The sequence below is a fragment of the Mycobacterium sp. 23 genome (assembly GCF_048287075.1).
In the GTDB taxonomy this organism is placed as follows: Bacteria; Actinomycetota; Actinomycetes; order Mycobacteriales; family Mycobacteriaceae; genus Mycobacterium; species Mycobacterium gordonae_B.
This window is the reverse complement of the sequence record NZ_JBLVUX010000005.1, coordinates 2,106,209-2,128,747: the sequence shown is the minus strand read 5'-3', so window position 1 is coordinate 2,128,747 and position 22,539 is coordinate 2,106,209. Positions and strand designations below refer to the sequence as shown.

The following is a 22,539-nucleotide window of genomic DNA, read 5'->3' as shown; positions in this document are numbered from 1 at the left end:
CACATGAATGACCTCCCTAGTCGGAGAAAATCTCCCGATTCACGGTGTGCAGATAGGGGATCGCCAGAAACGGCGTGATGTAGAAGATGTCGTAGAGCCACCACCCGATGACCGGGAGTACGACACCGGCGAAGCGCACGTCGGCGTACATGGTCATGTTGAAGACGTAGCCGATCCAGATCACCACACCCATCCAGCAGGTGACGACCAGCCACTGATGGCCCCAGCGCTTCATTTGGAGAAACCCGATCCCGGCGGCGATACGCATGGTGAACACCGTCAGGATCAGCCCGACTTCCCAGCCCTTTTCGCCCGGGCCCGCCGCACCGCCCACCCACAGTTCGTTGTAGTGCCAGAAGTAGCCGGCGTCGAACATGTTGCCCCAGCCGACCAGCAGTACCCGCCCCAGCAGGGTGTGGTTGCCGACCAGATCCAGCGCCCAGCCCACCGTATTGATGGCAGCGTCGATGATCACGAGGTAACCGATCAACGTGATGATGACGGGTCGAACCGACAGTCCCTGCCGTGCGGCGCGTCGTTGCAACCAGACTCCGCGCAGGAACAGCGGAAGGCCGAAAACGCCCAGTGCCGCAGTGCCTATCAGCAGGCTGCCGCATATGAGCCACCGGTCGGCCTGACGCTGCGCGACGCTGGACCGCTCGGCATGCTCGTCGAGGCTGAGTGCGCGATCGCTGCCGGCGCCGGAGCGCCCGGGCGCGCGCAGCTTCGGAATCAGACTTGAGGTCAGATTCAAGGTCCCTCCCGAGATGCGCCCGGAACGTCGGCTCCGACGGTCGCGTGGCGTGTCGAGCTTGGCACGCTTCACTGACTTGAGTCAATAACCCAGGCACGCCGTGGTGGCCGGACCCTAGATCGAAATCAGGCTGAGGGTCCGGGAGCGACCAAGCTCCACATCGTTCTTTTCACGTAGTCCTCGACCATGGCGTCGCGCACCGGCCAACCGGTCGTGGTGGTCAGCAACGCATACAGTCCGAGTAGGAAGAACACGGCACTGTTGATGGGGTTGACATCCGGATCGACTTCGCCGCGTTGTTGAGCGGCTTCGATTTCGTGTGCGACAGCAACGATGATCGGATGGTCCCGGCCCACTTCGGCGGGCGGGCGGGTCTGTGAAAAGTGCAGTGCAAGAAAATTTTTGAACAACGCGACGCCCAGACGACGCTCGAGTCCGACTATCAGACGGACGGACTCGTTCAGGGCGCCGGCAAGATCGTGCTCCGATTCCAGGAAGCGGGCGAACCTGTCGGCGATACGCTGCTCTTCACGCTGTTCGAGTTCCAGCAGCACATGTTCTTTGGTGGGGAAGTGAAAGAAAAAGGTGCCGTGTGCGACGCCGGCGGCGTCCACGATGGCGCCGACATCCGCGTCGGCCATGCCTGACCGCTTGAACTCCGCCACTGCGGCGCCCAGCAGCCGCTCTCTGGTCTGCTGACGCTTGGACTCGCGCGCCGAAAGTCCCTTGACCGCTGCCATATTCGCTCTTCTCGTCGCGGGATACTATCACTGATTTCAGTCAGTCAACGATACCTGCGCCGGGTTCCGCAGCGGGAAGCGCCAACGCAGCGCCAGCGACACGTACACCAAGGCCACCAGCACGGGCACTTCGATCAGAGGTCCGACTACACCGGCGAGGGCTTGCCCGGAGGTGGCGCCGTAGGTGGCGATCGCGACGGCGATGGCCAGTTCGAAGTTGTTGCCGGCGGCGGTGAAGGCCAGCGTCGTCGTGCGTTCGTAACCCAGGCCGAGCGCGGCGCCAAGGAGGTAGCCGCCGCCCCACATGATCGCGAAGTAAGCCAACAGCGGCAGCGCGATCCTGGCGACGTCCAGCGGTCGGTTGGTGATCTGTTCACCTTGCAGCGCAAAAAGAATCACGATGGTGAACAGCAGCCCGTAGAGTGCCCACGGGCCGACGATGGGCAGAAACCGCTCCTCGTACCAGTCGCGGCCCTTGGCGCGCTCGCCGAAGCGGCGCGAGAGGTAACCGGCCAACAGCGGGATCCCCAGGAAGATGAGAACGGATTTTGCGATCTGCCACGGAGACGTGGAGATCGAGGTCTGGGGCAGGCCCAGCCAGCCGGGCAACACCGACAGATAGAACCAGCCGAGCGCGGCGAACATCAGCACCTGGAAGACCGAGTTCAGTGCGACGAGCACGGCGGCGGCCTCGCGGTCACCACAGGCGAGGTCGTTCCAGATGATGACCATGGCGATGCAACGGGCGAGCCCTACGATGATCAGGCCGGTGCGGTACTCGGGCAGGTCGCCCAGCAGCAGCCAGGCGAGGGCGAACATCAGCGCCGGACCCAGGACCCAGTTCAGCAACAGGGAACTGACGAGCATTCTGCGGTCGGCGGTGACGGTGTCGAGGCGGTCGTAGCGCACCTTGGCCAGCACGGGGTACATCATGATCAGCAGACCCAGGGCGATCGGCAGCGAAATGCCGTTAATTGCAACCTTTTCCAACGCGGTGTTCAGCCCGGGTACCCCTCGGCCCAGTAGCAGACCGGCGGCCATAGCGATGCCGATCCACAGCGGCAGGAAGCGATCGAGGGTGGAGAGTTTGGCCACCACCGGTTCATGGGGTTGAGCTGGTGCTTTCGCGTCGGTCACGCTGTTGCTCCTGACATGGTTGAGCTGCGGACGGCGAGGGCTGCGGACAGGATGTGCACTGCCTCTGGAACGACGGCGTAGTACACCCACGAACCGCGGCGCTGCGATGTCAGCAATCCGGCGTCGCGCAGCACCTTGAGATGGTGAGAGATCGTGGGCTGCGAGACGCCCACACCCTCGGAGACCTCACAGACGCAGGCCTCCCCGCCGGCGCGGCTCGCGACCGCGCTGAACAGCTGGAGCCGGACCGGGTCGGCCAGCGCCTTGAGTTTCACGGCGAGCTCGGCCGCCTCCCTCGCCGACAGCGGTTCCGCCAGCAGCGGCGCGACTTCGCAGCCGCTGTCGGCGGCAAGCACACGGTATTTCGACACCCGTCGATATTGACAGGCATCGAATACCGGGGCAAGCCTGGGCGGGGTACGGCTCACCGGCTCTGCTGGCGCGGAATTCCACCACGTAACAGCTGATGGGTGGTGGCGGTGGAGGTTTTCAGCCACAGGCGCAGCAGGTGTCGGCGGCGCGCTGGATCGGCGGCGTCGGTGTAGGCCTCCCGCGAGTGCAAGACGATCGCGTTGTTGAGCAACTGAACATCTCCGGGCTCGAATCGCATCTCGATGTGGAAGGCCGGATCGTTGGCGATGGCCTCGACGAGATCCAAAGCCGCGCATTGATTCTCGGTGAGTCTCGGTGCGCCGGGGTGACGTTGGGAATCCCGGATGTACCACGCGATAAAGAACAGTCGCGGTGTCCCGCCGAGGTCGGTGATGGGCGGCAACTCGAAGAAAGCCGGCTCGCCGGCACCCTGCTCGTCGTTTCGGTCCCACGGCATCGTCTGGTACATGACCTCGACCAGATCCGGTGCGCGCTCGAGCATCTCGTTGTAGACGGCGTGCGCACTGACGATCCTGGATTCACCACCGGTCGCCGCCGGGTGCAGACACAGCAACCCGACGAGGTCGGAGCCGTCGCTGTGGAAATCCTGACGCAGATTCGTCCGGTACTTGCGCACGCCGGTGGCGGCGGACAGACGTTCATCCCGGATATGCGTGAGAACGCTGGCATCGCGGTCCTGGCCGACCGGCTCGCCGAGCAGCCGGCCCAGGCCGAGGTAGGCAACCTCGGTCTGGGACTCGGTGAGCTCGTCGATGGGGAACTGCCGTAGCCGCACGAAACCGGGCCCGTGGGTGAGCACTTCACTCCACTGTCGCGCGGCCGTGGCGAAGTGCCTTGCCAGATCTTCGATTTGACCGCCTCGGCCGTATGCGATCAGGGCCTGCCGGTCGGCGCGGGACAGCTCGAATGACCACTGCGTCTCGTCGGGGAAATCGCGGGGTGTCCACACCGAGGGCACGTCCGCGCCGACCGCGGACCTCATGACACGCTCGCCTGTGCGCCGCAGCAACGGGCCTCTTCTACCTCCGGCTCTGACGCGAAGAAGGTGTCCGAATCGGCCAGCTTGGTGTAGATCTCCCAGCGGTGTCCGCCCGGACCGTTGACCCATACCTTGTCTTGCTTGGCGAAACAGCATGTGGTGCCCAGCTCCTCCTCGGTGAAGAGTCCCTCGGTGGTCAGGCGAGCGATCTCGGCGTGTACCTGGTCGCTGGAGTCAACCTCCATCCCGAGGTGGTTGAGCGTGCCGCCTTGGCCGGGATTCTCCAGTAGAACCAGCTTCAGGGGCGGTTCTTCGATGGCGAAGTTGGCATAGCCCGACTTGACCTTGGCCGGCGCCGTGCCGAACAGCCTGGAGTAGAACGCGATGGCTTCGTCGATGTCATCGACGTTGAGCGCCAACTGGATACGGGACATAAGATGCCTCCTCAAACCTTTACGACATATGTCGAACTAACCGAACACTGCATAGCATGCCACTTTTTCGATATATGTCAAATGTTGTGGCATGATGAAGTCATGCCCAAAGCGCTGCCGGTGATCGACATCTCCGCGCCGGTGTGTTGTGCGCCGGTGGCGGCAGGTGTGATGAGCGATGACGACGCCCTGCAGGTCGCCCTGCGACTCAAGGCGCTGGCAGATCCGGCGCGAGTGAAGATCATGTCGCTGTTGTTCGGCAGCGCCAGCGACGGCTGCAATAGCGGGGAATTGGCAGCGGCGATCGGGGTGGGCGAGTCGACGGTCAGCCATCATCTGAACCAATTGCGAAATGCCGGCCTGGTGGAGTCGACCAGGAGTGGCACTAACGTCTACCATCGCCCGCACCGCGCCGCGGTGGCCGCCCTGGTGGGCGTCCTCGACCCGGATTGCTGTCCCTAGAACGATTTTCAGCGTCTCGCGGTATCGGGCAGTAGCTCGGCGATGAGGTCTTTGACACGCGCCTCGATCTGATCGCGGATTGGTCGCACCGCTTCCACGCCCTTGCCGGCGGGGTCCTCTAGAACCCAGTCGCGGTAGCTCTTGCCGGGAAAGAACGGGCAGGTGTCCCCGCAACCCATGGTGATCACCACGTCGGAGGCCTGCACCGCGTCGGTGGTCAGAATCTTCGGGTTCGCGCTGGAGATGTCGATGCCGACCTCGGCCATGGCCGCTACGGCGGCGGGATTGACCGCGTCGGCCGGCGTGCTGCCCGCCGAACGCACCTCGATGGCGTCACCGGCCAGCGCCGCGAGAAACCCGGCGGCCATCTGGGAGCGACCGGCGTTGTGGATACAGACGAACAACACCGAAGGTTTGGCGCCCATCGACATGCGTCTATATTGATAGGCATCGAATCAGCTGTCAATCCGACGGCGACGGCGGAGTCGGCTCACGCGTCCGCGATACTCGGTGAGTGATCGGTACTGGCATATGACGGATCGTCCGAAACTCACGGTGTACCTGCGCAACTTCAGTGACGACCCGAACCCCGACTGGAACACCACCCTCGATACCGCCCGGGCGATGGATGCCGCCGGGATCGACCGGGTGGTGGTGTCTGACCATGTGGTGTTCGGCGAGAACCTCGACGCGTACGCCGATCCGGCGGTGGGAGGCACCACGGGTGGCAGACAACCGACCGGCCCCGACGGCCAGTGGCTGGAACCCCTCATCCTGCTGACCGCGATCGCCGCGACCACCACGCGGATCAGGCTGGGAACGTCGGTGCTGCTGGCCGCGCTGCGACGGCCGGCCGTGCTGGCCAAGCAGTTGGCCACCATGGATGTGCTGTCCGGCGGACGGATCGATCTGGGTGTCGGAATCGGTTGGCAACGCGAGGAGTACCAGGCCGCCGGGTTGCCGTTCGAGCGTCGCGGTCGTCTGCTCGACCACACGCTGGAGGTGTGCCAAGCGCTGTGGACGCAGCGGCGGGGCGTCTACAGCTCGCCGGAGCTGTCGTTCGACGGCATTCATCAGATGCCAAAACCGATGCAGCCCGATGGAATTCCGATTTGGGTGAGTGGCACCGTCAATCCGGCCGTCGCCAAGCGGTTGAGCAGGTTCGGAATGCGCTGGATCCCGTGGGGCCCGGCGATCACCGATCTCCAAGGCGCGATACCGGCGATGAAGCGCGCGATCGCCGATACGGGTGCAGACCCGGATGGGCTTCGGGTGCAGGGTTCGGCGGTCCTGGTCAGAGGCGCCGATCGCCGGATCGATGTGGATGCCTCGGCGGCGGTGGTCCCGCGCATCGTGGCGGACGGCGCCACCGACATCCGCTTCTCGGGATCGGTGCCCTCCGATCCCGAACAGGCCCGGGAGATGCTGGCAGGCCTGGTCGGCGCCGTCCGCAAGGTCACCGACTGATCAGATCGCGGCGACCAGCTTGCTGTACTGCGGGCAGTAGGCCCGGACGGAGATGGCGACGAAGTCCTCGGCGTGGGCCGCGAAGTCCGGGCTGCTGGAACGGAATTGCGCGACCACCTCTTGCACCGTCATGCCCTGTGCGATGTTCTGGCACACCGTCTTGCCGTTGAAGACGGCGGCTTCGGGGTTGGCGAACTGGATGCCCTTGTCGTTGAGCGCGGCGATGTACCGGCTGTCCTGGTCAGCCGTGGACGAGACGGTGGTAGTGGCCGGTGCCGTGGTGGTCACCGGCGCGGCCGTGGTTCGCGTCGGCTCCGAGGCTGTCTCGGACGTGTTGTTCTTGTGCATCAACCAGCCCGCGACCACGATCACCACGGCCAGGGCCAGACAGATGAGCAGGACGGTGGCGGCCCGGGTCCACGCCGTGGTCCAGGACTGGTCGACGTCGGCATCTTCGGGGACGGCGGCGGGGTTCGCCCGGCTGCCGGGCGCCGACGCGCTGTCCTGAATGTCCGGCAGCTCGTTACCGCTTGACCACGCGAGGTTCGCCGACTCTGCCGTCTCGCCCGCGTTGTAGTCGGCGCCTCCGACCCGGTCGACCATGGGGGTCATGGTAGTCCGGGCGGACCGTCTCAGGTCAGGTGGCGGTTGCGCCAGCGGGACAGGCGACCGCTCGGAGACTGAATCGCGGCCATCACCGAGCTCATCGACGATGCCACCGACTTGGCGTGTTCCTGCGGGTGTGCGGTGGGAACCGCGGGCGCGTCGCCCACCCACCAGGTCGGCGACAACAACGCCGATGTCACCGGAATCGCCCGCTCGACGCTGGCCCGCCCCCACCGGTAGGCGCGGTCGATCGCGGTGGTGGACGGGGCGAGGTTGATCGGCGACAGGGTCGGCTCGAAGCGGACGAGGTGGTCGGCATAGGGCAGGTTGCGCAGCATCTGCAGCTGGATCGCCTGCAGGATCGGGGCCAGCCACAGATGTCGCGAATCCCATTGCGGGTGAAAGCAATCGAACGCCAGGTAGCAAGCGTTGCGGGTGCCGATCTTGCCGTCGCGCACGCGCTTCCAGGCCAGCTCCACGGGTACGTTACTGGCCGCGCCGCCGTCGACCAGCGCCGCGATATCCCGCTCGGCGAACAGGTCCTCGAGCAGTGGCAGCATCCGTGCGTCGCTCGTCTCGTGGTGCAGCACACCGGGAATCGCCGAGGAGAAGGACGCCGCGTCGAGGACGTCGAAGTCGAGTGCCGGATCGTCGCCGGAGATCACGATCGGTTTGACCACCCGCAGGTCGATGAACGCCGAGACCTGCCACATGCGGGCCGCCACCAATGGCCCGATTCCGATGGGGCGGAAGGGAAGTGAGCGAAGTTGTAAAGCCGCCAGCTCGGGGCGGCGAAACCGTGAGGGCAGCGCCGCGTACGGTTGCCGGCGGACTCCGGCGACCACGACGTCGAACGGAATCGCCAGATCCGACATCCGCATGCGCTCGCCGTCTTCTGTGCTGAGCAGGGCGTGCGCGAACTGGTCGAAACGCAGCGCGAACAGGCCGGCCATCCCGTGGCGGCGCCGCACCCGCTCGGGCCCGAGGATGGCGCGGTAGGACACCGTTTTGGCCCAGGCCACGTACTCCTCGATCGGCACCGGAAGTTCGCGGGCGACCAGGCTGCCGATGATCGACCCGAACGACGAGCCGATCATGTAGTCGGGCACCTGGCCGGCTTCCAACAGGCGCGCCATACCGCCGATGTAGACGAAGCCGGCGCCGCCACCGCCGCCGAGTACGGTGACGAGCTTCTTGTAGCCCACCTCGGCGTCGAGTTCGGCGGCCGAGAAGTCGTTGCGGTGGCGATCGATGAGTACCTGTCGCTGGTCTTCCTGGTCGTCGGCCAGGCCGGCCAACACCTCGCGTGCCGCCGTCAACGCCTTGACCTGGTCGGGTTCCTCGCGCAACGGAGCGAACAACGCATCGACGACCCTGGATCGCCACGGTCCGATTTCCGCGCCGACCGAGATGTCCCCACGGCCCCGGGTGCCGCCCGGGCCCGCCACCCCCGGTTCGAAGTCGGCCAGCCGGGCGAAGTTCAGGATGTAGCGCAGTCTGCGCAGTTGCTCGTCGCTGAGTACGTCAGGGTTGGCCAGGTGGTTGCGCACCAGCCGGTTTTCCATCTTCTGCAGCAGCAGGGCCGGGTCCGCCGACGGCAGGTCGACGGTGTCCAGGGCGGCATCGGTGGCTTTGGTCTCGTCGTCCTCGATGTCCTCGAGGGCCGGCACGAGGTCGAACGCGGGCGCTCGGTGACCCCTGCTGGCACCGAATCGGCCGCGGACTATGTCGGCGAACGGGATCTCCATGAGGAACCACCCTCTCATGGGTGGCTCCCGCTGGTGCCTACCGTCCGGGGACCGGGACCGTGGGCATGGCCGTGGTGCCGGGCCAGCAACCCAGCGGGCTGATGCCCTTGTTGATCGCGGCCGTGATGCAGTTCTGGACGACCACGTTGGGGTCGTTGCTGATAGAGCGCGACAGGATCTCGTTCGCCTTGGCCTGAGCCTCGGCCGTGCGCTGCGACTCCACCGCGATGGAGGTTTGCGCGCGCTGCTGGTTGAGCTGATTGATCTTGTCCTCGGTGCCCTGGTCGTACTGGATGGTGGGCACGTTGATGTCGAAGATGTCGACCTGTTCGCCCACATCCTTGCGCATCAGGTCAGCGGCGCGCTTGGCGAGATTGGGCAACGGCGAGACGTCGAGGTTCTGCGGGTCCAGCGGGTTGAACGCGGCGAACACCTCGTTGAGCGCCACGGACAGGTTCCGCTCGATCAGATTGACGCGCACGTTGTCGAATGTCTTGTACTGCTGGAAGAGTTCGGGCGCAGCGTGCTGTTTGAGCTGCCAGCGGATGCTGACGTCCGCCCAGGCGGTGGATTGATTGCCCAGTCGCACCATGATGCGCTCGTCGTGGTTGCCGTCTTTGACGTACTTGTCGATCTGCACCGCACCGTCCATCTGGTGGGTCATCTGCCACGGCCACTTGCCGTGAAATCCGTTGTTCAGACTCACCCCGGTGGGGCGGCCGAAGGTGGTGACGATCGCGATCTGCCGGGTACCGACGATGGTGAAACAACCCAGCAGGAAGAACAGGATTGCGGTCGCCAGCGCGCCGAACACCACCGTCCTGCGGCGGTTGCGGGCCTTGTCCTCCCGGCTGATCAGCCAGCCCAGCGCCGCAACGCCGGCCACGATGAGGCTCACGACGAACATCACGATCTGCCACGTCATCCCAGACTCCTTCTCCTGTGGTGTGGGAAGACTCTAAGCTGCCGCCATGGCCATCGATCGTGCCGCACTCATTGCGGGCAGTATCCGACTCGCGTCGGGGATCTCGTTCCTCGTCGACCCCATCAAGGCGAACAAGCTGTGGGGGGACCCGGACGACCAGACTGCGACGGCGCAACTGCTGTTACGGTCGATGGGCTACCGCGACGCGTTGATCGGCGGGCTGCTCGCCACATCGGCCTTGCGCGGCAAGAACACTCGCGGCTGGTTCCTGGCCTCCGGCGGCGCTGACGCGGCCGATCTGCTGGGTGGGCTGTCTGTGCATGGTCAGCTCAAGCGTTCCCAACAGATCATCGGGCTTGGCGGCGCGATTGTCGGTGTCGGAGTGGGACTTTGGGGTGCGGCGCGGCCTGGCAGGCGGGCACCTGAGCCACCCGCTGCCGTTTAGCCCCAGGGGCCGATGCCGCCGACCTTATCGATGCGGATGCGGGTGAGGAATCCCGGCGGTGCACCGGCCGGCGGGAACACGGCTGGGTCCGACAGGGTCTGCGCGAGTTCGCGCAACAGTTCCGGCGCACCGCCTTCGACAATGCGTGCCGTGCCGTTGATCGCGAGGTACGGCCGCATGTCGCCGTGCGGGTCGTCGGTCGAGACGATGGTGACCGCAACGCGGGGATCGTTGCGGACGTTGCGCACCTTCTTGTGTTCGGCCAGATGGGCGGTGACGAGTTCGTCTCCGTCCGGCGTCGACTGCAGCGCAACCCAGACCACACTCACCTGGGGGCTGCCGTCGGGATTGAGGGTCACCAGGGTGGCGTCGGCGCCCTTGCCGATCAGTTCACGTGCCGCGTCGTTGAGCTTCATGCGTTGTTCTACCGCCGCGGTCAGGAATTAATTCCCACCAGGAGGTCTTCATGTCAGAGTGGACGCGGCGAGAGGGAACGACATGCGCTACGGGGTTCTGACTTTTAGCACCGACGAGGGCATCAGGCCCGACGAGCTGGGCCGGGCGCTCGAGCAGCGCGGCTTTGACTCGCTGTTTCTCGCCGAGCACACCCACATCCCCGTCAACCATGACAGCCCTTTTCCCAGCGGTGGCCCGATTCCCCGGAAGTACTATCGACCGCTGGACCCGTTCGTGGCGTTGACCGCGGCGGCGGTCACCACCGAAACTCTGCTACTGGGCACTGGGATCGCTCTGGTCCCGGAGCGGGATCCGATCGTGACGGCCAAGGAAGTCGCGTCTTTGGACCTGTTGTCGGGCGGCCGATTCATCTTCGGTGTCGGCGTGGGATGGCTGCGCGAGGAGGTCGCCAACCACGGCGTCGATCCCGCGGTACGTGGTCGGGTCTCCGATGAACGGCTACGCGCGATGATCGAGATCTGGACACGGGAGGAGGCTGAATTCCACGGGAAGCACGTCGATTTCGACCCGATCTACAGTTGGCCGAAGCCGGTGAGCAAGCCTCATCCGCCGATTTACGTCGGCGGCGGTCCGGCGAGCTTCAAGCGGATCGCGGCACTGAACGCGGGGTGGATCGCGATAACCCCGTCGCCGGAGTTGCTGGCGGGGCCGCTCGAGGAGCTGCGTGCGATCGCCGGCCCCGACGTTCCGGTGACCGTCTGCCAGTGGGGTGACGCCACGGCCCAGACCCTGGAGGGTTATGGGCCGCTGGGGGTGGAGCGGGTTCTGCTCGGGCTGGAGACAGCGCCGCGTGAGGAGTCCTTGCGAAGCCTGGACGAGCTGGCCGGGATCGCTGGATTGGCTTGACGTTTCAGGCGAAGACGATGCGCAGCCGCTCCCAGCCACGCACCGTCGAGGTCGGCGCGAGCTTGAGGCTGTCGTAGTCGACGTTCCATTCGGGCCACCGGTTCAGTAGTTCGTCGAGGGCGACCCTGCCTTCCAGTCGGGCCAGGTTGGCTCCCAGGCAATAATGCACGCCCTTGCCGAAGGTGAGGTGCGAGATGTTGTCCCGGTGCAGGTCGAAAGTGTCAGGATCCTTGTAGCGCAACGGATCCCGATTCGCGGACCCGAAGAGAAGCAGGACGGCGCTGCCCGCCGGGACGGTGGTGCCGTAGGCCTCGAAATCGCGGATGGTGTAGCGCGCGACGTGCGGGCCGGTCGGCTCGAACCGCAGCGTCTCATCCACCGCGCGCGTCAACAGGGAACGATCCTGCTCGACTTCCCGACGCTGATCGGGATGCTCGGCGAGCACCTTGGCCAGCCAGCCGATCAGCCGGCCCGTGGTCTCGTTACCGGCCCCGGCGACGACCTGGGTGTAGTGCAGGACTTCCTTGCGGGTCAGCTTCCGCGTCACGCCACTCTCGTCCTCGAACTCGACATTGAGCAACGCGGTCATCAGATCGTCGGACGGGTTCTTGGCGCGCCAGTCCACATAGTCGGCGTAAATACGCCCGTCGGCAATCGAATCCGGGTCTGCCACCTTCATCGGTGTGCCGGGCTTGGTGCGCAGATTGGCGTCGTTGGCGTCGCGCACGCCGATCTGGTCGTCCTCGGGAATGCCCAGCAGCATGCCGATGACGCGCATCGGCATCATGGACGCCAGTTCGGCGATAACGTCGAATCCGTCCGAGCCGACCAGGGGATCCAGGCACCGGACGCAGTAGGCCCGGATCTGGTCCTCGATGGCGGCCATCCGGCGCGGAGTGAAGACCCGCGACATGACCCCGCGCAACATGGTGTGTGTCGGCGGGTCTTCGAACATCATCACACCCGGCGGCATGGGGAACTTGGACTGGATCAGCTCCAGGATGTCACTTCGACTGTTGGAGAACGTTTCCCAATCCGACAGCGCCTTCTCGACGTCGGCGTGCCGGGAGATCGCCCAGAAGTTGTAGCGCTCGTTGTAATACAGCGGTGCCTCGTCGCGCAGCCGGGCGAAGGTGGGGTAGGGATTGGCGGTGATGTTGACGTCATAGGGGTCGTAGTAGACGTCGGTGTCCGAAGTGATGGTCACGGCGGGTCCTTTCGCTACTTCAGGCAACTTCCCGCCTCCACGGGCCGGCGGTGATGTCGGCGCCTTCTTGCGTTAGTCGCACGGCGTGGCTAGGGCCCTGGCCACGCGCCGCGCCGGTGACGAACGCGACCTTGCCTGCTACTCGGCCGGGCATCGGCACCCTCCCCGTTGAGTAACCTGGTTACTCCCGGTACGGTAACCTCGTTACTGGGTCAGGGCAAGACTCGAGGCAAGAGGCGGACGTGGTTAGCGCTGAGGTCATGACCGAGGAGCCCGACCCCATCCTCGATGTCGTCGTCGAGATCCTGGAAATTGAGGGCTACGACGCCGTGCAACTCCGCGAAGTCGCCAAGCGTGCGCGCACCTCGCTGACCACCATCTACAAGCGGTACCCCACCAGGGACGCGTTGATTCTGGCCGCCCTGCAACGCTGGATGGACGAGAACCGGTATGCCGGTCTGGCCTCGCAGACACCTGAACCCGACGAATCCATATACGACGGCTTGATGAGGGTTTTCCGGACCATTTTCGAGCCCTGGGAACGCCATCCCGACATGTTGCGCGCCTACTTCCGCGCGCGGTCGGCGCCGGGTGGGCAACGTCTCGTCAGCCGCGGTGTGGATGCGGTGATACCGGCCGCGATGGCCGTGCTCGCAGGCGCGGAACCGGATCTGGTCGAGGAGCTGCCGCCGATCGTGTCCAACCTCGCATACGGTTTGGTCGCACGATTCGCCGCCGGAGAAATCCCGATCACCGAGATCCTGCCGACGCTGGACCGCGCCCTGTTCCGGCTGACCGCTAACGCGGCGAGAGGATGATCACCGGGATCTCCCGGTCCGTCCACCGCTGGTACTTCTCGAAGTCCGCGTAGAGATCGACCAACCGCGGCCACAACGCGGCGCGCTGCTCCGGCGAAGCGACATGCGCCGAAACCTCAAGATTGCGTTGCCCTTTCACGTGAATCCGGGTGTCGGGGTCGGCGACGAGGTTGAAGTACCACTGCGGATTCTTGGGATGGCCGCCCTGCGAGGCGACGATGACGAAGTCGTCCCCGTCGCGCATATAGAGCAGGGGAGTGGTGAACAGTTTTCCCGATTTGCGGCCGCGGTGCTCGAGAAGCAGGGTCGGCACCGGCTTGTCGAAGCCGGCGCCGATGCGCCACTTGTTGCCGATGCGGCCGTTGGTCATCTTGAAGACCGCGACGTGCGCCTTGGCCGAGTACTTGATGATCTTGGCCGTCGCCGGAGAGGCCAGGCCCTCGGGTTTTTCTTCGGGCAGCGAAAATTTCGGCATCTGGCTATCGGTCCCTTGGTTTACGACGCCTTGGCGTACCGGCGAACCAGTTGGCCTTCTCGGAACGTGCTGGAGTGGTCCCGGCCGTTCTTGTCGCGACCGAAAAAGGTCCACCTCGTCGATCCGGCCTGCGGGGTGCTGATCATCTTGACCTGGTAAGGGAGATGTTCGGAGTCCACCGTGCCAATGGTGTCACCTACCCGGATCTCCGATGGATGAATCTCGGGTGCATCGCACCAATTGTCTGTGGGCATGCACCCATCCTCCACTATGTGCGCAGGTGATCGTCGCCGATCCCTATTCATGGCCCGCGGTGGAAGTGCCTGGGTCGTGGCGTAGCGTCAGGCCCGAGCCTTTTCGTTGTCAGCGATGGTGACCAGTAGCCAGCTACGGGCCGTGCCTCAGGGCAATGCGATTCCTCCGTCGTCCCGCACCCGCGGGACGGACGATGCCGAGCATGAAGGAAGAGCCCCGGTGAGCACCGTCAACCCTTCGCTGGGGATGCGACGCCAGTCCACCCCGATACGTCTCACTCTGGCGAACGAGCTGGGCAATGACATCGACGGGGCCTGGTGGCCCCGGACCGACCGGATCGGCGTTGAGTTGCCGGAGCTCATCCTGGCGCTGCGGGCGCGACTTGGTGAGATCACGAACATCGCGGTCAACTGGCCGCCGCTGCAACGACCGCCCGACTTGAACTGGCAGGGCTGGCAGCACAAGCAGCAGCACGTGATGACGGTGACGGGTGCCGACGCGCTGGCCAACGTCCTGATCGTGCCGTACTCCACCAACGGCACCCTGGCGTTGATGATGCTGCGCCGGGCCGCCGACCTGCCCATCGCCACCGCCCACCGCGACACGGTGCCGTTCCAGACCGCAGGCTCGATCCTCTACGCGGCGCGCCAGCAACGCGCGACCACCTGAACGCGGGCCGGCCGGGCTCAGGTCACGTAATCGCCCCGAACGCGGCGGCGTCGCGGGCGAATTGCTCTGGCGCGTCGGGTCGGGCATCGGGGCCTTCGAGCCGGAACGAACTCGGTGCCAGCGGGCCGAACAGCAGCGCGCGCCGCAATTGCGGCCAGTTGTCCAGCTGCGGCTCCACTCCGGCCGCGCGGGCGAAGGTCAGGGCGACACGGTCCATGCGTGTCTTGCCGTCGCCGGCTTCGATCCGCTGGACGGGCTCGGTCGGAGCGGGGATCGCGCCGCCCCAGGTGTATGCGATCCACCGGGCCTGAAGCTCCAGCGGCACGAAGTAGCCGCCGGACTGATCCCACAGACCCACGAACGCCAACCCGGGCAGATCGGGGTGGAAGGTGTGGCGGTCGGCGTCGAAGGAGGTGGTGCCGGCGTTGAGCACCGCCTTGATGTCCTCATCGAGGAACGGCAGGCTCAGCCGGTAGCCGGTGCCGAACAGGATTGCGTCGAACTCCTCAGCATGTCCCTCGGCGAAGGTCACGCGCGATTCCGTGACCGATGTTATCCACGGCCGCACCGTGATTCGGCCCGCGGCGACCAGCGGCAGATACCCGTCGTTCAAGGTGAGACCGGCGACGGCGATCGACGGATCGGGTGCCGGTGCCCCGTAGTCCGCCGGGTTTCCGCCGGCATCGATCACTAATTGCTTTAATTGGCAGTCGAATTCGTCCGGCGGTAGCGATTCACCGGCCAAGGCGTGGTAGCGGGTGAACATCCGGTGGTCCGACGGCACACCGGCCACGAACTTGGGCAGGACGTAGCGCTGCCGTCGCTGCGTCACCGTCACCTGAGCGGCACCGCTTCGGGCGAGCTCCGTCGCGACCTCGAGGGCGCTGATCGCACCGCCGGCCACCAGCACACGCCTACCCTGGTAACGCGCAGGCCCGCGATAGTGATAGGTGGACGCGCAACCGAGAGTGCCGGAAAAAGCTTCCAGCCCAGGAACATTCGGGATAGCAGGCAGACGAAAGCGGCCGGGGGCCACGACGACGCGATCGAAACGTTCGTCAGTGCCGGAGTGGTCAAGCAGCCAGCCCTTGTTCACCTGTCGGAGCCGGTCGACACGCGTGCCGAACCGAATACGCGGCGTGACCTCGAACATGTCGGCGTAGCGGTGCAGGTAGGCAAGGACGTCGTGATTCGACGGGTAAGCCGGGCCGTCCTCGGGTGCCAGGTCGCCGAATGCGGTCATGATCCGGCTGCTGTTGGTGTGCATCGCCGGCCACACGCCGCTGCTGCCTTGCAGGCCTGCCCACTGGCCACCCAGCGTCGGCGCCTGTTCGAAGATGGTCGGGTCGAAGCCCTGCGCCAGTAGCCAGCGCGCCGCGACGAGCCCGCCGGGACCGGCCCCGATCACCGCCACGCTGTCTGGCACACAGGGAACTCTCGCACACCGCGCCCTCGGATCGCCGAGATTGCACCCTTGGTCGCGATTCGCACGCCGGCGCGACCCCTGCGGCAATCTCGGCGAACGGCGCTACTTGAAGCGCCCCAGCACCCGGCGCACCAGACCCTCGGACTCACCGGTCGGAGGCTGCCGGTTGACATACGGCCACGGCTGATTGCGCTCGGGCACCGACGACGCCCGGGCCTGCTTGAGCTGCATCCGCAGGTGCTGCCGCAACTCGTGCAGGTCGGGGTCGGTCCAACGGTTCTGTGCCTCAACGGGATCGGCGGTCAGGTCGTAAAGCTCCCACTGGTCGTCGATCGGGTCGGTGCGGTAGGCCTCGCCACCGATCCCGTTGGCCGCGAGATGCCGCACGCCGGGTTCGGTCCAGGTGGCCGGATCGTCGAAGGTGCGAACCAGCTTCCACACATGCCCCGACCCGCCGTCCTCGTCCGATACCCGCACGACCAGGCCCTCAAAGTTGGAAGCCACGTGCGCCGGAAGCTTGATGCGAAGCGGCGCAGGCGGATTCACGTCGCGGCCCAGTTGGCGGGACAGCGCGGAAGCGCCGGTGTCGCCTTCGAGCACATTGTCGCGGGTCATCAGGTAGACGGCGCGGTCCGCGTCGGCGGGCGCGCCGTCGACGACCGGCATCAGGTCGCGGCCGGGCAGCGGGTGAACCTCGGAGAATGACTCGGCTAGTTGTTTCGCCACCGCATCGACGTCGACGCCGGCCGCGCCCAGCAGCGTCGGCACCAGGTCGACATGCGAGGTCGGCGCCGCCACGCTGCGAGCCCCGGTCGCGTTCGCACCGATGCGGGCGATCACGAACGGCACCCGGGTGGCCTCGTCGTAGAGGTTGAACCATTTCTGGTGCAGCCCGCCGTGGGCTCCGAGCAGGTCACCGTGGTCGGAGGTGCGCACCAGCACCGCATTGTCGGAGCCGCCGTCGGTGACCGCCCGGCGCACCCGGTCGATCGGTGTGTCCACCTCGGCGTGCAGCCGGTAGTACAGGTCGCGGTAGCGCTGGGTGTTGCGCTTGTAGGACCGGCGGATTGCTGGTGACGGGCCGTACCCGGAGTAGTAGGCCTCGCGGAAGGCGATCTGCGCGGCCGGCTTGGTGGACAGGTCCTCATCCGCGGTGGGCGGCGGCGGCACCTGCGGCGGGTCCAGCGGGGAGGGCTGGATCGGGCTGCGCCGCACCCAGGCCGGGAACAACACGATGTCGTGTGGGTTGACGAAGCTGGCCACCAGCAAGAACGGGCGTTGGGCGGCCGCGTCGCCGGCACGCCGGCGGGCGTAGCGGTCTTCCAGCCAGGCAACCACCCGATCGGCGATCAGCGGGTCGCGGCGGTAGCCGCTGTTGGCGTTCCCGGCGCCGTGCGGCTCGGGGCCAACCCAGCCCGAGAAGCCGTAGGCATCGAGCCGGTCGGCGTCGAGGTAGCGCTGAACCGCTGCCTGGTCGACGACGCCGTCGTCGTCGTTGGTCGCCAGCGACCCGCCGGTTGCCGGGTCGTCGAGGTCGGCGTGCGAGATGTGCCACTTGCCGTCGTAATGGGTGTCGTATCCCGCCGCACGGAACCAGTTGCCCAGCGTCGGCACCTCGCCGGCGCGCAGCCAGCGCAGCCGCGAGTCGTCGAAGCGCTTGCCGATGCCGTCGGTCTGGGTGACCCCGTGCAGGTCGGGGTACTGGCCGGTGAAGATCGTCGGACGGCTCGGCACACAGGCCAGCGAGCCGGTGTAGTGCCGGGTGAAGTTCACGCCGTGCTCGTCGAACCAGCGCCGGCCGGCCAGCGTCTGCTGTCGCCAGGCCAGGAGTTCGTCCGACTCGTACGGCGGCACCGCCCGCTCTTCGTCGGTCATCACGATGACGATGTCGGGGCGGTCAGACATGCGCGTTCTCCATTCGTTGTGCCAGGCCCGCCAGCAGCGCATCGGACTGCTTGGCCAGGACCCGCAGCGCCACCCATTCGGCCATGCGGGCCGGCCGGCCGGTCCCGACCTCGACCGAGCTGATCAGGGCGACGGCGGTCTGGGCACCGACCGGGCGCAGCGTCCAGCGGTTGGCGACCCGGCGCAACCGGGCCGGCAGTCCTTCGATGTCGTAGGCGAGGGTCACGGGCGGATCGAAGTCGGTGATCCGCTCCACCAAGGTGTTCGGCCCCACCTGCACCCGGCGGGTGGTGCCCAGCGGCCCGCCGTCGGGCCCGTGATTGAGGATGCAGGAGTGGTCGACGCCGTCCGCCCAGGAACTCAGTGCTCCGAAGTCGGCGAGGACATCCCAAATCGCCTGCGGCTGCGCCGCTATGGTCCGACTGCGGCTGATATCTCCCACCCCGCCATCCAACACCATGACGCCAGTCCTGTCGGCCGATCGGGCCGAGCGCCGCGCGCACACCCGCTACCAGCGCTTTTTCACGCGCGTCCGCGATGAAGGGGAGGTCTGGTTGCTCCGTGGTGGGTGTCGCTACGGTAATGGGCGACTAGTCCGACACCGACCGGCACGAGAAGGCGGCAGAGCACGCAATGTATGACCAAGCGAATTTCGACGCGACGGATCCCGCCGACGTCGGCTCACGCATCGATCCGGTTCTGGCCCGCAGTTGGCTGTTGGTCAACGGTACGCACGCCGACCGATTCGAGGCGGCCTCGCACTCGCGCGCCGACATCGTGGTGTTCGACATCGAGGACGCGGTGGCGCCCAAAGACAAGGTGAGTGCCCGCGACAACGTGGTGCGGTGGTTGGGCGCCGACAAGAACGACTGGGTTCGGGTGAACGGCTTCGGCACGCCGTGGTGGGCCGACGACCTAGCGCGGTTGGCCGATACGCCGGTAGGCGGGGTGATGTTGGCTATGGTCGAATCGGTCGACCACGTCACCGAGACCGCCAAGCGCCTGCCTAATGTGCCGATCGTCGCGCTGGTGGAGACGGCCCGCGGACTGGAGCGCATCACCGAGATCGCGGCGGCGAAAGGCACCTTCCGGCTCGCGTTCGGCATCGGCGACTTCCGGCGTGACACCGGCTTCGGCGAAGAGCCGGCCACGCTGGCGTACGCGCGGTCGCGGTTCACCATCGCCGCCAAGGCGGCGGGCCTACCCAGCGCGATCGATGGCCCGACCATCGGCTCCAATCCGCTCAAGCTGATTGAGGCGACCGCGGTGTCCGTCGAGTTCGGTATGACCGGCAAGATCTGTCTGTCGCCGGACCAGTGTGCCGTCGTCAACGAGGGCCTGTCCCCGTCGCAGGACGAAATCGGTTGGGCGAAAGAGTTTTTCGCTGAGTTCGAGCGTGACGGGGGAGAGATCCGCAACGGATCGGACCTGCCCCGCATCGCCCGCGCCACCAAGATCCTCGATCTGGCCCGGTCGTACGGCATCGTCGCATCGGAATTCGAGGACGAACAGGTGCACTCGCCGGCCCCCTCCGACACCTACCACTACTGATCGATCGTGCCCGCGGTCCTCAGGTGAGAGGATCGTGGCATGCAGCTGGGATTGCATGCGCTGGGAATCGGGTCTGGCGCTGACCGGACGGTGATCGACGCCGTGGCCTCGGCGGCTGATGACCACGGGTTTGCCACGCTATGGGCCGGCGAACACGTAGTGATGGTGGACGACTCCACGTCCCGCTACCCGTACTCCGACAGCGGCGTGATTGCCGTTCCCGCGGAGGCGGATTGGCTGGATCCCATGATCGCGCTCAGCTTCGCCGCGGCCGCATCGTCGCGGATCCGGCTGGCGACCGGTGTGCTGCTGCTACCCGAGCACAACCCGGTGATCGTGGCCAAGCAGGCGGCGAGTCTGGACCGGCTCAGCGGCGGCCGGCTGACGCTGGGCATCGGCGTCGGGTGGTCCCGCGAGGAGTTCGAGGCGCTCGGGGTGCCGTTCGAAGGACGCGCTGCGCGCACCGCGGAATACATCGCCGCGATACGCACGCTGTGGCGCGAGGACGTCGCGTCGTTCAGTGGGCAGTTCGTCGCCTTCGGCTCGATCCGGGTTAATCCGAAACCTGTTGCCGGAAAGGGTATCCCGATTGTGGTCGGTGGCAACAGCGACGCCGCGCTGCGCCGCGTCGCCGCTTGGGGCGACGGCTGGTACGGCTTCAACCTCGACGGGGTCGACGCGGTTCGGGACCGGATCGGCCGGCTCGAGAAGTTGCTCGAGGAAGCGGGTCGTGACCGAGCGGGGGTGCGGGTCGCAGTGGCCCTGGCAGCGCCCCGGGCAGCTGATGCCGGTGCGTTGGCCGAGCTCGGCGTCGACGAGCTGGTACTGGTGCAGGCGCCACCGGACAGTGCCGACGCTGTGCCCGAATGGATTTCGACTCTGGCAAACGAATGGATTCAGTAGTCGTACTCGGCCAGCGGCGTCTCAGGTGCGCGCGGCGTGCCGTCCAGTGACGTGGCCGCCGGGACCATCTCGCTGGTGACCAGTCCGTGGCGGGCCGTCAGCTCGTCGATGATGGTGAAGCTGCGGGCGATCGCATCGGGGGTGTCGACCACGATGGTCATCAGCGGCACCTTGCGAGCGAGCTGAAACAGCCTGTCGCCGTGTGGTTTATGATCGCCATGAAAGCCCCAGATGCCGCGTAGCACGGTCGCTCCCCGGGCCGTGCGGGAGCGCATCAGTTGTTGCACGATCGCGCGGTGGATCGGCTGCCCGTCGTAATGGTCGTCGTCGCGTTCGCCGTCGGCGGTGTGCACCATCAGCTTCTGCCACAGCGTGCGTCCCTGGCTGTCGGTGGGCGGAAGCTCTTGAGGACGGGCGAACAATTCGCCGTCGCGCTTGCACAGCCGTACCCGCTCGATGGTCAGCAGCGGGTTGGGCAACACAGTGGCGAGTTCGGCGGCGGCGGCCGACACCTGCGGAGGCAGCCCGATGCCGATGATCATCTGCGGCACGTTGACGTTGCGGCCGAAGAACCTGGCCCGCTCTCGCTGACCGTGCGCGGTGCCGTCCACACCGAGAAGCACCGTGGCGCCGGCGAATCCGTGGCGGTACAGCAACTCGCAGACGGCCAGGTGGGCCGGTTTTCCGGCAACACGCACCTGCCGGCCGACGTAGATGGTCAGCTTGGCGGCGTCTCCGGTTCTGCTGTCGATCTCGCTGAGCGCGTCGGTGCCGCTGTCGCGGGTGATCAGGCGCGCGCGTTCGAGTGTGACCAGCCCATAGCCGGTCATGGCGGTGACGTCGTTGACGAGGTCACGGACCTTGGATTCGACGTCGACGGCGGCGATCGTCACCGGTGGGTCCTCGGACAGGCTGAGCGAAACGTCGCTGTGCAGGCCGCCGGTGGGCCCGAAGCTGGCGACTCCGCGCATCATCACGCTCGTCGCCACGCCGCGTGCCCCGAAGAGGTCCAGCATTTCGTCGGCCAGGAAGCGCCGCGGTTTGCCGACGGCGCGCTGCCGCTCGCCGAAATAGGCGGTGAGCTTCAGGCTCTTCTCGCTCATATCAGCCCCGCGATCCGTTGTCCCAGCAGCACCGCGCCCAGTCCGAGCAGAACGCTGACGGCGATGTTGGCGAACGCGGCCAGCAGCTGGCGTTCCTCGCCGAGGCGCTGAGTTTCCAGCATCCAGGTGGAGAAGGTGGTGTAGGCGCCCACGAACGCGGTGCCGATCAGCAGGGACACGTCCTTGGGCAGCGCCAGGCTGGTGAGGAACCCCAGCAGCGCCGCGCCGGTGATATTGACGGTCAGGGTGCCGTAGGGGAACGGGCGGCCTACCCGCCGAGCCACCGTGCGATCCACCAGAAACCGCGTCACCGAACCGATGCCGCCGATGAGCATGACTCCGAGCCAGACCAGGACCGTCGTCATCGGATGCGCACCCGGCGTACCAGGGCGGTGGCCAGGTATACCGCGACGAGTCCCAGCGCGATGCTGACGACGGTGTAGGTGGCGGCCAACACCCAGTGACTGTGTTCGACCATCTTGATGGTTTCGACCTGCATGGTGGAGAAAGTGGTTAAGCCACCGCACAATCCGGTGCCGAGCAGCGGGCGCCGATAGCTCGACAGGGGCAGCCGTTCCAGCAGTCGGGTGGTGAAGTAGCCCACCAGGAACGCGCCGAGGATGTTGACGACGAAGGTGGGCCAGGGCCAACGCCCGGGGTCGGGGACGGCCAGGGTGGCCAGGGTGGCTCGGGCCAGCGAACCGAGCGCACCGCCGGCGAAGATGGCCGCCAACTCGCGATAGTCAGGCCGTGCCACGGGCTGTTTCCTTCCGGTCTGCCAACTGTGCGCCTACGCAGCCTAAAACGTGTTGGG

The 22,539-nt window shown here is 66.3% G+C and carries 27 protein-coding genes and 2 pseudogenes; 8 read left to right on the top strand and 21 right to left on the bottom strand.

Going from position 1 to position 22,539, the window contains the following annotated elements; genetic code table 11:
- Positions 1–16 precede the first annotated feature (16 nt).
- From ACNQS7_RS10775 to ACNQS7_RS10750, 6 genes and pseudogenes are all read right to left on the bottom strand, one after another.
- Positions 17–724, bottom strand: a complete 708-nt coding sequence (locus ACNQS7_RS10775) for a hypothetical protein (RefSeq protein WP_418015957.1) — start codon at positions 722–724, stop codon at positions 17–19.
- A gap of 155 nt (positions 725–879) precedes the next feature.
- A complete protein-coding gene (locus tag ACNQS7_RS10770) occupies positions 880–1,494 on the bottom strand; it encodes a TetR/AcrR family transcriptional regulator (protein ID WP_418012487.1) in 615 nt (204 codons plus the stop codon).
- A 78-nt stretch (positions 1,495–1,572) separates the two neighbouring features.
- A pseudogene (gene arsB, locus ACNQS7_RS10765) lies at positions 1,573–2,631 on the bottom strand (ACR3 family arsenite efflux transporter); the annotation flags it as partial.
- Positions 2,628–3,002, bottom strand: a complete 375-nt coding sequence (locus ACNQS7_RS10760; RefSeq protein WP_418012486.1) for a metalloregulator ArsR/SmtB family transcription factor — start codon at positions 3,000–3,002, stop codon at positions 2,628–2,630. The pseudogene arsB and the gene ACNQS7_RS10760, both read right to left, overlap by 4 nt.
- 53 nt (positions 3,003–3,055) lie before the next feature.
- Positions 3,056–4,006, bottom strand: coding sequence for a TauD/TfdA family dioxygenase (locus ACNQS7_RS10755; protein WP_418012485.1), 951 nt, complete (start codon positions 4,004–4,006; stop codon positions 3,056–3,058).
- Positions 4,003–4,437: an ArsI/CadI family heavy metal resistance metalloenzyme gene (locus tag ACNQS7_RS10750; protein ID WP_418012484.1), complete on the bottom strand. Its 435-nt coding sequence runs from the start codon at positions 4,435–4,437 to the stop codon at positions 4,003–4,005. Before ACNQS7_RS10750 ends, ACNQS7_RS10755 begins: the two co-directional genes overlap by 4 nt.
- A 102-nt stretch (positions 4,438–4,539) precedes the next feature.
- On the opposite strand from ACNQS7_RS10750, the gene ACNQS7_RS10745 reads away from it, so the two are divergent.
- On the top strand, positions 4,540–4,899 hold the full coding sequence (locus ACNQS7_RS10745) for an Rv2640c family ArsR-like transcriptional regulator (RefSeq protein ID WP_418012483.1): 360 nt from the start codon (positions 4,540–4,542) through the stop codon (positions 4,897–4,899).
- A gap of 8 nt (positions 4,900–4,907) precedes the next feature.
- On the opposite strand, the gene ACNQS7_RS10740 is transcribed toward ACNQS7_RS10745, so the two are convergent.
- Entirely contained in the window at positions 4,908–5,324 is a 417-nt protein-coding gene (locus ACNQS7_RS10740; protein ID WP_418015956.1) for an arsenate reductase ArsC, read from the bottom strand.
- Positions 5,325–5,430: 106 nt separating this feature from the next.
- On the opposite strand from ACNQS7_RS10740, the gene ACNQS7_RS10735 reads away from it, so the two are divergent.
- On the top strand, positions 5,431–6,366 hold the full coding sequence (locus ACNQS7_RS10735) for a TIGR03619 family F420-dependent LLM class oxidoreductase (RefSeq protein ID WP_418012482.1): 936 nt from the start codon (positions 5,431–5,433) through the stop codon (positions 6,364–6,366).
- On the opposite strand, the gene ACNQS7_RS10730 is transcribed toward ACNQS7_RS10735, so the two are convergent.
- From ACNQS7_RS10730 to ACNQS7_RS10720, 3 genes are read right to left on the bottom strand one after another with little or no spacing between them, the layout of a single operon-like run.
- Positions 6,367–6,969 (bottom strand): DUF732 domain-containing protein, encoded by a 603-nt coding sequence (locus tag ACNQS7_RS10730; RefSeq protein WP_418012481.1) that lies wholly within the window; start codon positions 6,967–6,969, stop codon positions 6,367–6,369.
- 29 nt (positions 6,970–6,998) lie between these two features.
- Positions 6,999–8,720, bottom strand: coding sequence for a patatin-like phospholipase family protein (locus ACNQS7_RS10725; protein WP_418015955.1), 1,722 nt, complete (start codon positions 8,718–8,720; stop codon positions 6,999–7,001).
- 37 nt (positions 8,721–8,757) lie between these two features.
- Positions 8,758–9,645, bottom strand: coding sequence for an SPFH domain-containing protein (locus ACNQS7_RS10720; RefSeq protein WP_418012480.1), 888 nt, complete (start codon positions 9,643–9,645; stop codon positions 8,758–8,760).
- Positions 9,646–9,691: 46 nt separating this feature from the next.
- Between ACNQS7_RS10720 and ACNQS7_RS10715 the strand changes: the two genes are divergently transcribed.
- Positions 9,692–10,090 carry a DUF4267 domain-containing protein gene (locus ACNQS7_RS10715; protein WP_418012479.1) on the top strand — a complete coding sequence of 133 codons (399 nt, stop codon included), beginning with the start codon at positions 9,692–9,694 and terminating at the stop codon, positions 10,088–10,090.
- Here ACNQS7_RS10715 and ACNQS7_RS10710 read toward each other — a convergent pair.
- The gene (locus tag ACNQS7_RS10710; protein WP_418012478.1) at positions 10,087–10,506 is read right to left on the bottom strand and encodes a PPOX class F420-dependent oxidoreductase; all 420 of its coding nucleotides are present in this window, start codon (positions 10,504–10,506) and stop codon (positions 10,087–10,089) included. The two genes, ACNQS7_RS10715 and ACNQS7_RS10710, sit on opposite strands and share 4 nt — an antisense overlap.
- An 82-nt stretch (positions 10,507–10,588) precedes the next feature.
- Between ACNQS7_RS10710 and ACNQS7_RS10705 the strand changes: the two genes are divergently transcribed.
- On the top strand, positions 10,589–11,413 hold the full coding sequence (locus ACNQS7_RS10705) for an LLM class F420-dependent oxidoreductase (RefSeq protein ID WP_418012477.1): 825 nt from the start codon (positions 10,589–10,591) through the stop codon (positions 11,411–11,413).
- 4 nt (positions 11,414–11,417) lie between these two features.
- Here ACNQS7_RS10705 and ACNQS7_RS10700 read toward each other — a convergent pair whose 3' ends face one another.
- Positions 11,418–12,620 (bottom strand): cytochrome P450, encoded by a 1,203-nt coding sequence (locus tag ACNQS7_RS10700; protein WP_418012476.1) that lies wholly within the window; start codon positions 12,618–12,620, stop codon positions 11,418–11,420.
- Positions 12,621–12,666: 46 nt separating this feature from the next.
- Positions 12,667–12,774 (bottom strand): annotated as a pseudogene (locus ACNQS7_RS10695) (SDR family mycofactocin-dependent oxidoreductase); the annotation flags it as partial.
- Between the two features lie 106 nt (positions 12,775–12,880).
- On the opposite strand from ACNQS7_RS10695, the gene ACNQS7_RS10690 reads away from it, so the two are divergent.
- Positions 12,881–13,438 (top strand): TetR family transcriptional regulator, encoded by a 558-nt coding sequence (locus ACNQS7_RS10690; RefSeq protein WP_418012475.1) that lies wholly within the window; start codon positions 12,881–12,883, stop codon positions 13,436–13,438.
- Here the strand turns inward: ACNQS7_RS10690 and ACNQS7_RS10685 are convergent.
- Positions 13,419–13,913: a nitroreductase family deazaflavin-dependent oxidoreductase gene (locus ACNQS7_RS10685; RefSeq protein WP_418012474.1), complete on the bottom strand. Its 495-nt coding sequence runs from the start codon at positions 13,911–13,913 to the stop codon at positions 13,419–13,421. The two genes, ACNQS7_RS10690 and ACNQS7_RS10685, sit on opposite strands and share 20 nt — an antisense overlap.
- A gap of 20 nt (positions 13,914–13,933) precedes the next feature.
- Positions 13,934–14,167: a hypothetical protein gene (locus tag ACNQS7_RS10680; protein WP_055580146.1), complete on the bottom strand. Its 234-nt coding sequence runs from the start codon at positions 14,165–14,167 to the stop codon at positions 13,934–13,936.
- A gap of 247 nt (positions 14,168–14,414) precedes the next feature.
- On the opposite strand from ACNQS7_RS10680, the gene ACNQS7_RS10675 reads away from it, so the two are divergent.
- Positions 14,415–14,837, top strand: a complete 423-nt coding sequence (locus ACNQS7_RS10675; protein WP_055580181.1) for a DUF5994 family protein — start codon at positions 14,415–14,417, stop codon at positions 14,835–14,837.
- 22 nt (positions 14,838–14,859) lie between these two features.
- Here ACNQS7_RS10675 and ACNQS7_RS10670 read toward each other — a convergent pair whose 3' ends face one another.
- From ACNQS7_RS10670 to ACNQS7_RS10660, 3 genes are all read right to left on the bottom strand, one after another.
- The gene (locus tag ACNQS7_RS10670; protein ID WP_418012473.1) at positions 14,860–16,263 is read right to left on the bottom strand and encodes a flavin-containing monooxygenase; all 1,404 of its coding nucleotides are present in this window, start codon (positions 16,261–16,263) and stop codon (positions 14,860–14,862) included.
- A gap of 102 nt (positions 16,264–16,365) precedes the next feature.
- Entirely contained in the window at positions 16,366–18,168 is a 1,803-nt protein-coding gene (locus ACNQS7_RS10665) for a sulfatase-like hydrolase/transferase (RefSeq protein WP_418012472.1), read from the bottom strand.
- A complete protein-coding gene (locus tag ACNQS7_RS10660; RefSeq protein WP_418012471.1) occupies positions 18,161–18,628 on the bottom strand; it encodes an SRPBCC family protein in 468 nt (155 codons plus the stop codon). The genes ACNQS7_RS10665 and ACNQS7_RS10660 overlap by 8 nt, the downstream gene beginning before the upstream one ends.
- Positions 18,629–18,801: 173 nt before the next feature.
- Between ACNQS7_RS10660 and ACNQS7_RS10655 the strand changes: the two genes are divergently transcribed.
- Together ACNQS7_RS10655 and ACNQS7_RS10650 are read left to right on the top strand one after the other, a co-directional pair.
- Positions 18,802–19,719: an HpcH/HpaI aldolase/citrate lyase family protein gene (locus ACNQS7_RS10655; RefSeq protein WP_055580142.1), complete on the top strand. Its 918-nt coding sequence runs from the start codon at positions 18,802–18,804 to the stop codon at positions 19,717–19,719.
- Positions 19,720–19,758: 39 nt separating this feature from the next.
- The gene (locus tag ACNQS7_RS10650) at positions 19,759–20,622 is read left to right on the top strand and encodes an LLM class F420-dependent oxidoreductase (protein ID WP_418012470.1); all 864 of its coding nucleotides are present in this window, start codon (positions 19,759–19,761) and stop codon (positions 20,620–20,622) included.
- On the opposite strand, the gene ACNQS7_RS10645 is transcribed toward ACNQS7_RS10650, so the two are convergent.
- From ACNQS7_RS10645 to crcB (ACNQS7_RS10635), 3 genes are read right to left on the bottom strand one after another with little or no spacing between them, the layout of a single operon-like run.
- Positions 20,616–21,725 (bottom strand): DUF190 domain-containing protein, encoded by a 1,110-nt coding sequence (locus tag ACNQS7_RS10645; RefSeq protein ID WP_418012469.1) that lies wholly within the window; start codon positions 21,723–21,725, stop codon positions 20,616–20,618. The two genes, ACNQS7_RS10650 and ACNQS7_RS10645, sit on opposite strands and share 7 nt — an antisense overlap.
- Complete coding sequence (gene crcB, locus ACNQS7_RS10640; protein WP_310784937.1) at positions 21,722–22,090, bottom strand: fluoride efflux transporter CrcB; 369 nt, start codon at positions 22,088–22,090, stop codon at positions 21,722–21,724. The genes ACNQS7_RS10645 and crcB (ACNQS7_RS10640) overlap by 4 nt, the downstream gene beginning before the upstream one ends.
- Positions 22,087–22,482, bottom strand: coding sequence for a fluoride efflux transporter CrcB (gene crcB, locus ACNQS7_RS10635; protein ID WP_418012468.1), 396 nt, complete (start codon positions 22,480–22,482; stop codon positions 22,087–22,089). The genes crcB (ACNQS7_RS10640) and crcB (ACNQS7_RS10635) overlap by 4 nt, the downstream gene beginning before the upstream one ends.
- Between the last annotated feature and the right edge of the window lie 57 nt (positions 22,483–22,539).

Coding starts and splice junctions, on each gene's coding strand:
- ACNQS7_RS10770 (WP_418012487.1), bottom strand. CDS start 1,494: ATGGCAGCGGTCAAGGGACTTTCGGCGCGCGAGTCCAAGCGTCAGCAG.
- ACNQS7_RS10755 (WP_418012485.1), bottom strand. CDS start 4,006: ATGAGGTCCGCGGTCGGCGCGGACGTGCCCTCGGTGTGGACACCCCGC.
- ACNQS7_RS10750 (WP_418012484.1), bottom strand. CDS start 4,437: ATGTCCCGTATCCAGTTGGCGCTCAACGTCGATGACATCGACGAAGCC.
- ACNQS7_RS10745 (WP_418012483.1), top strand. CDS start 4,540: ATGCCCAAAGCGCTGCCGGTGATCGACATCTCCGCGCCGGTGTGTTGT.
- ACNQS7_RS10740 (WP_418015956.1), bottom strand. CDS start 5,324: ATGGGCGCCAAACCTTCGGTGTTGTTCGTCTGTATCCACAACGCCGGT.
- ACNQS7_RS10735 (WP_418012482.1), top strand. CDS start 5,431: ATGACGGATCGTCCGAAACTCACGGTGTACCTGCGCAACTTCAGTGAC.
- ACNQS7_RS10730 (WP_418012481.1), bottom strand. CDS start 6,969: ATGGTCGACCGGGTCGGAGGCGCCGACTACAACGCGGGCGAGACGGCA.
- ACNQS7_RS10725 (WP_418015955.1), bottom strand. CDS start 8,720: ATGGAGATCCCGTTCGCCGACATAGTCCGCGGCCGATTCGGTGCCAGC.
- ACNQS7_RS10720 (WP_418012480.1), bottom strand. CDS start 9,645: ATGACGTGGCAGATCGTGATGTTCGTCGTGAGCCTCATCGTGGCCGGC.
- ACNQS7_RS10715 (WP_418012479.1), top strand. CDS start 9,692: ATGGCCATCGATCGTGCCGCACTCATTGCGGGCAGTATCCGACTCGCG.
- ACNQS7_RS10710 (WP_418012478.1), bottom strand. CDS start 10,506: ATGAAGCTCAACGACGCGGCACGTGAACTGATCGGCAAGGGCGCCGAC.
- ACNQS7_RS10705 (WP_418012477.1), top strand. CDS start 10,589: ATGCGCTACGGGGTTCTGACTTTTAGCACCGACGAGGGCATCAGGCCC.
- ACNQS7_RS10690 (WP_418012475.1), top strand. CDS start 12,881: ATGACCGAGGAGCCCGACCCCATCCTCGATGTCGTCGTCGAGATCCTG.
- ACNQS7_RS10685 (WP_418012474.1), bottom strand. CDS start 13,913: ATGCCGAAATTTTCGCTGCCCGAAGAAAAACCCGAGGGCCTGGCCTCT.
- ACNQS7_RS10680 (WP_055580146.1), bottom strand. CDS start 14,167: ATGCCCACAGACAATTGGTGCGATGCACCCGAGATTCATCCATCGGAG.
- ACNQS7_RS10675 (WP_055580181.1), top strand. CDS start 14,415: ATGCGACGCCAGTCCACCCCGATACGTCTCACTCTGGCGAACGAGCTG.
- ACNQS7_RS10665 (WP_418012472.1), bottom strand. CDS start 18,168: ATGTCTGACCGCCCCGACATCGTCATCGTGATGACCGACGAAGAGCGG.
- ACNQS7_RS10660 (WP_418012471.1), bottom strand. CDS start 18,628: ATGGTGTTGGATGGCGGGGTGGGAGATATCAGCCGCAGTCGGACCATA.
- ACNQS7_RS10655 (WP_055580142.1), top strand. CDS start 18,802: ATGTATGACCAAGCGAATTTCGACGCGACGGATCCCGCCGACGTCGGC.
- ACNQS7_RS10650 (WP_418012470.1), top strand. CDS start 19,759: ATGCAGCTGGGATTGCATGCGCTGGGAATCGGGTCTGGCGCTGACCGG.
- ACNQS7_RS10645 (WP_418012469.1), bottom strand. CDS start 21,725: ATGAGCGAGAAGAGCCTGAAGCTCACCGCCTATTTCGGCGAGCGGCAG.
- crcB (WP_310784937.1), bottom strand. CDS start 22,090: ATGACGACGGTCCTGGTCTGGCTCGGAGTCATGCTCATCGGCGGCATC.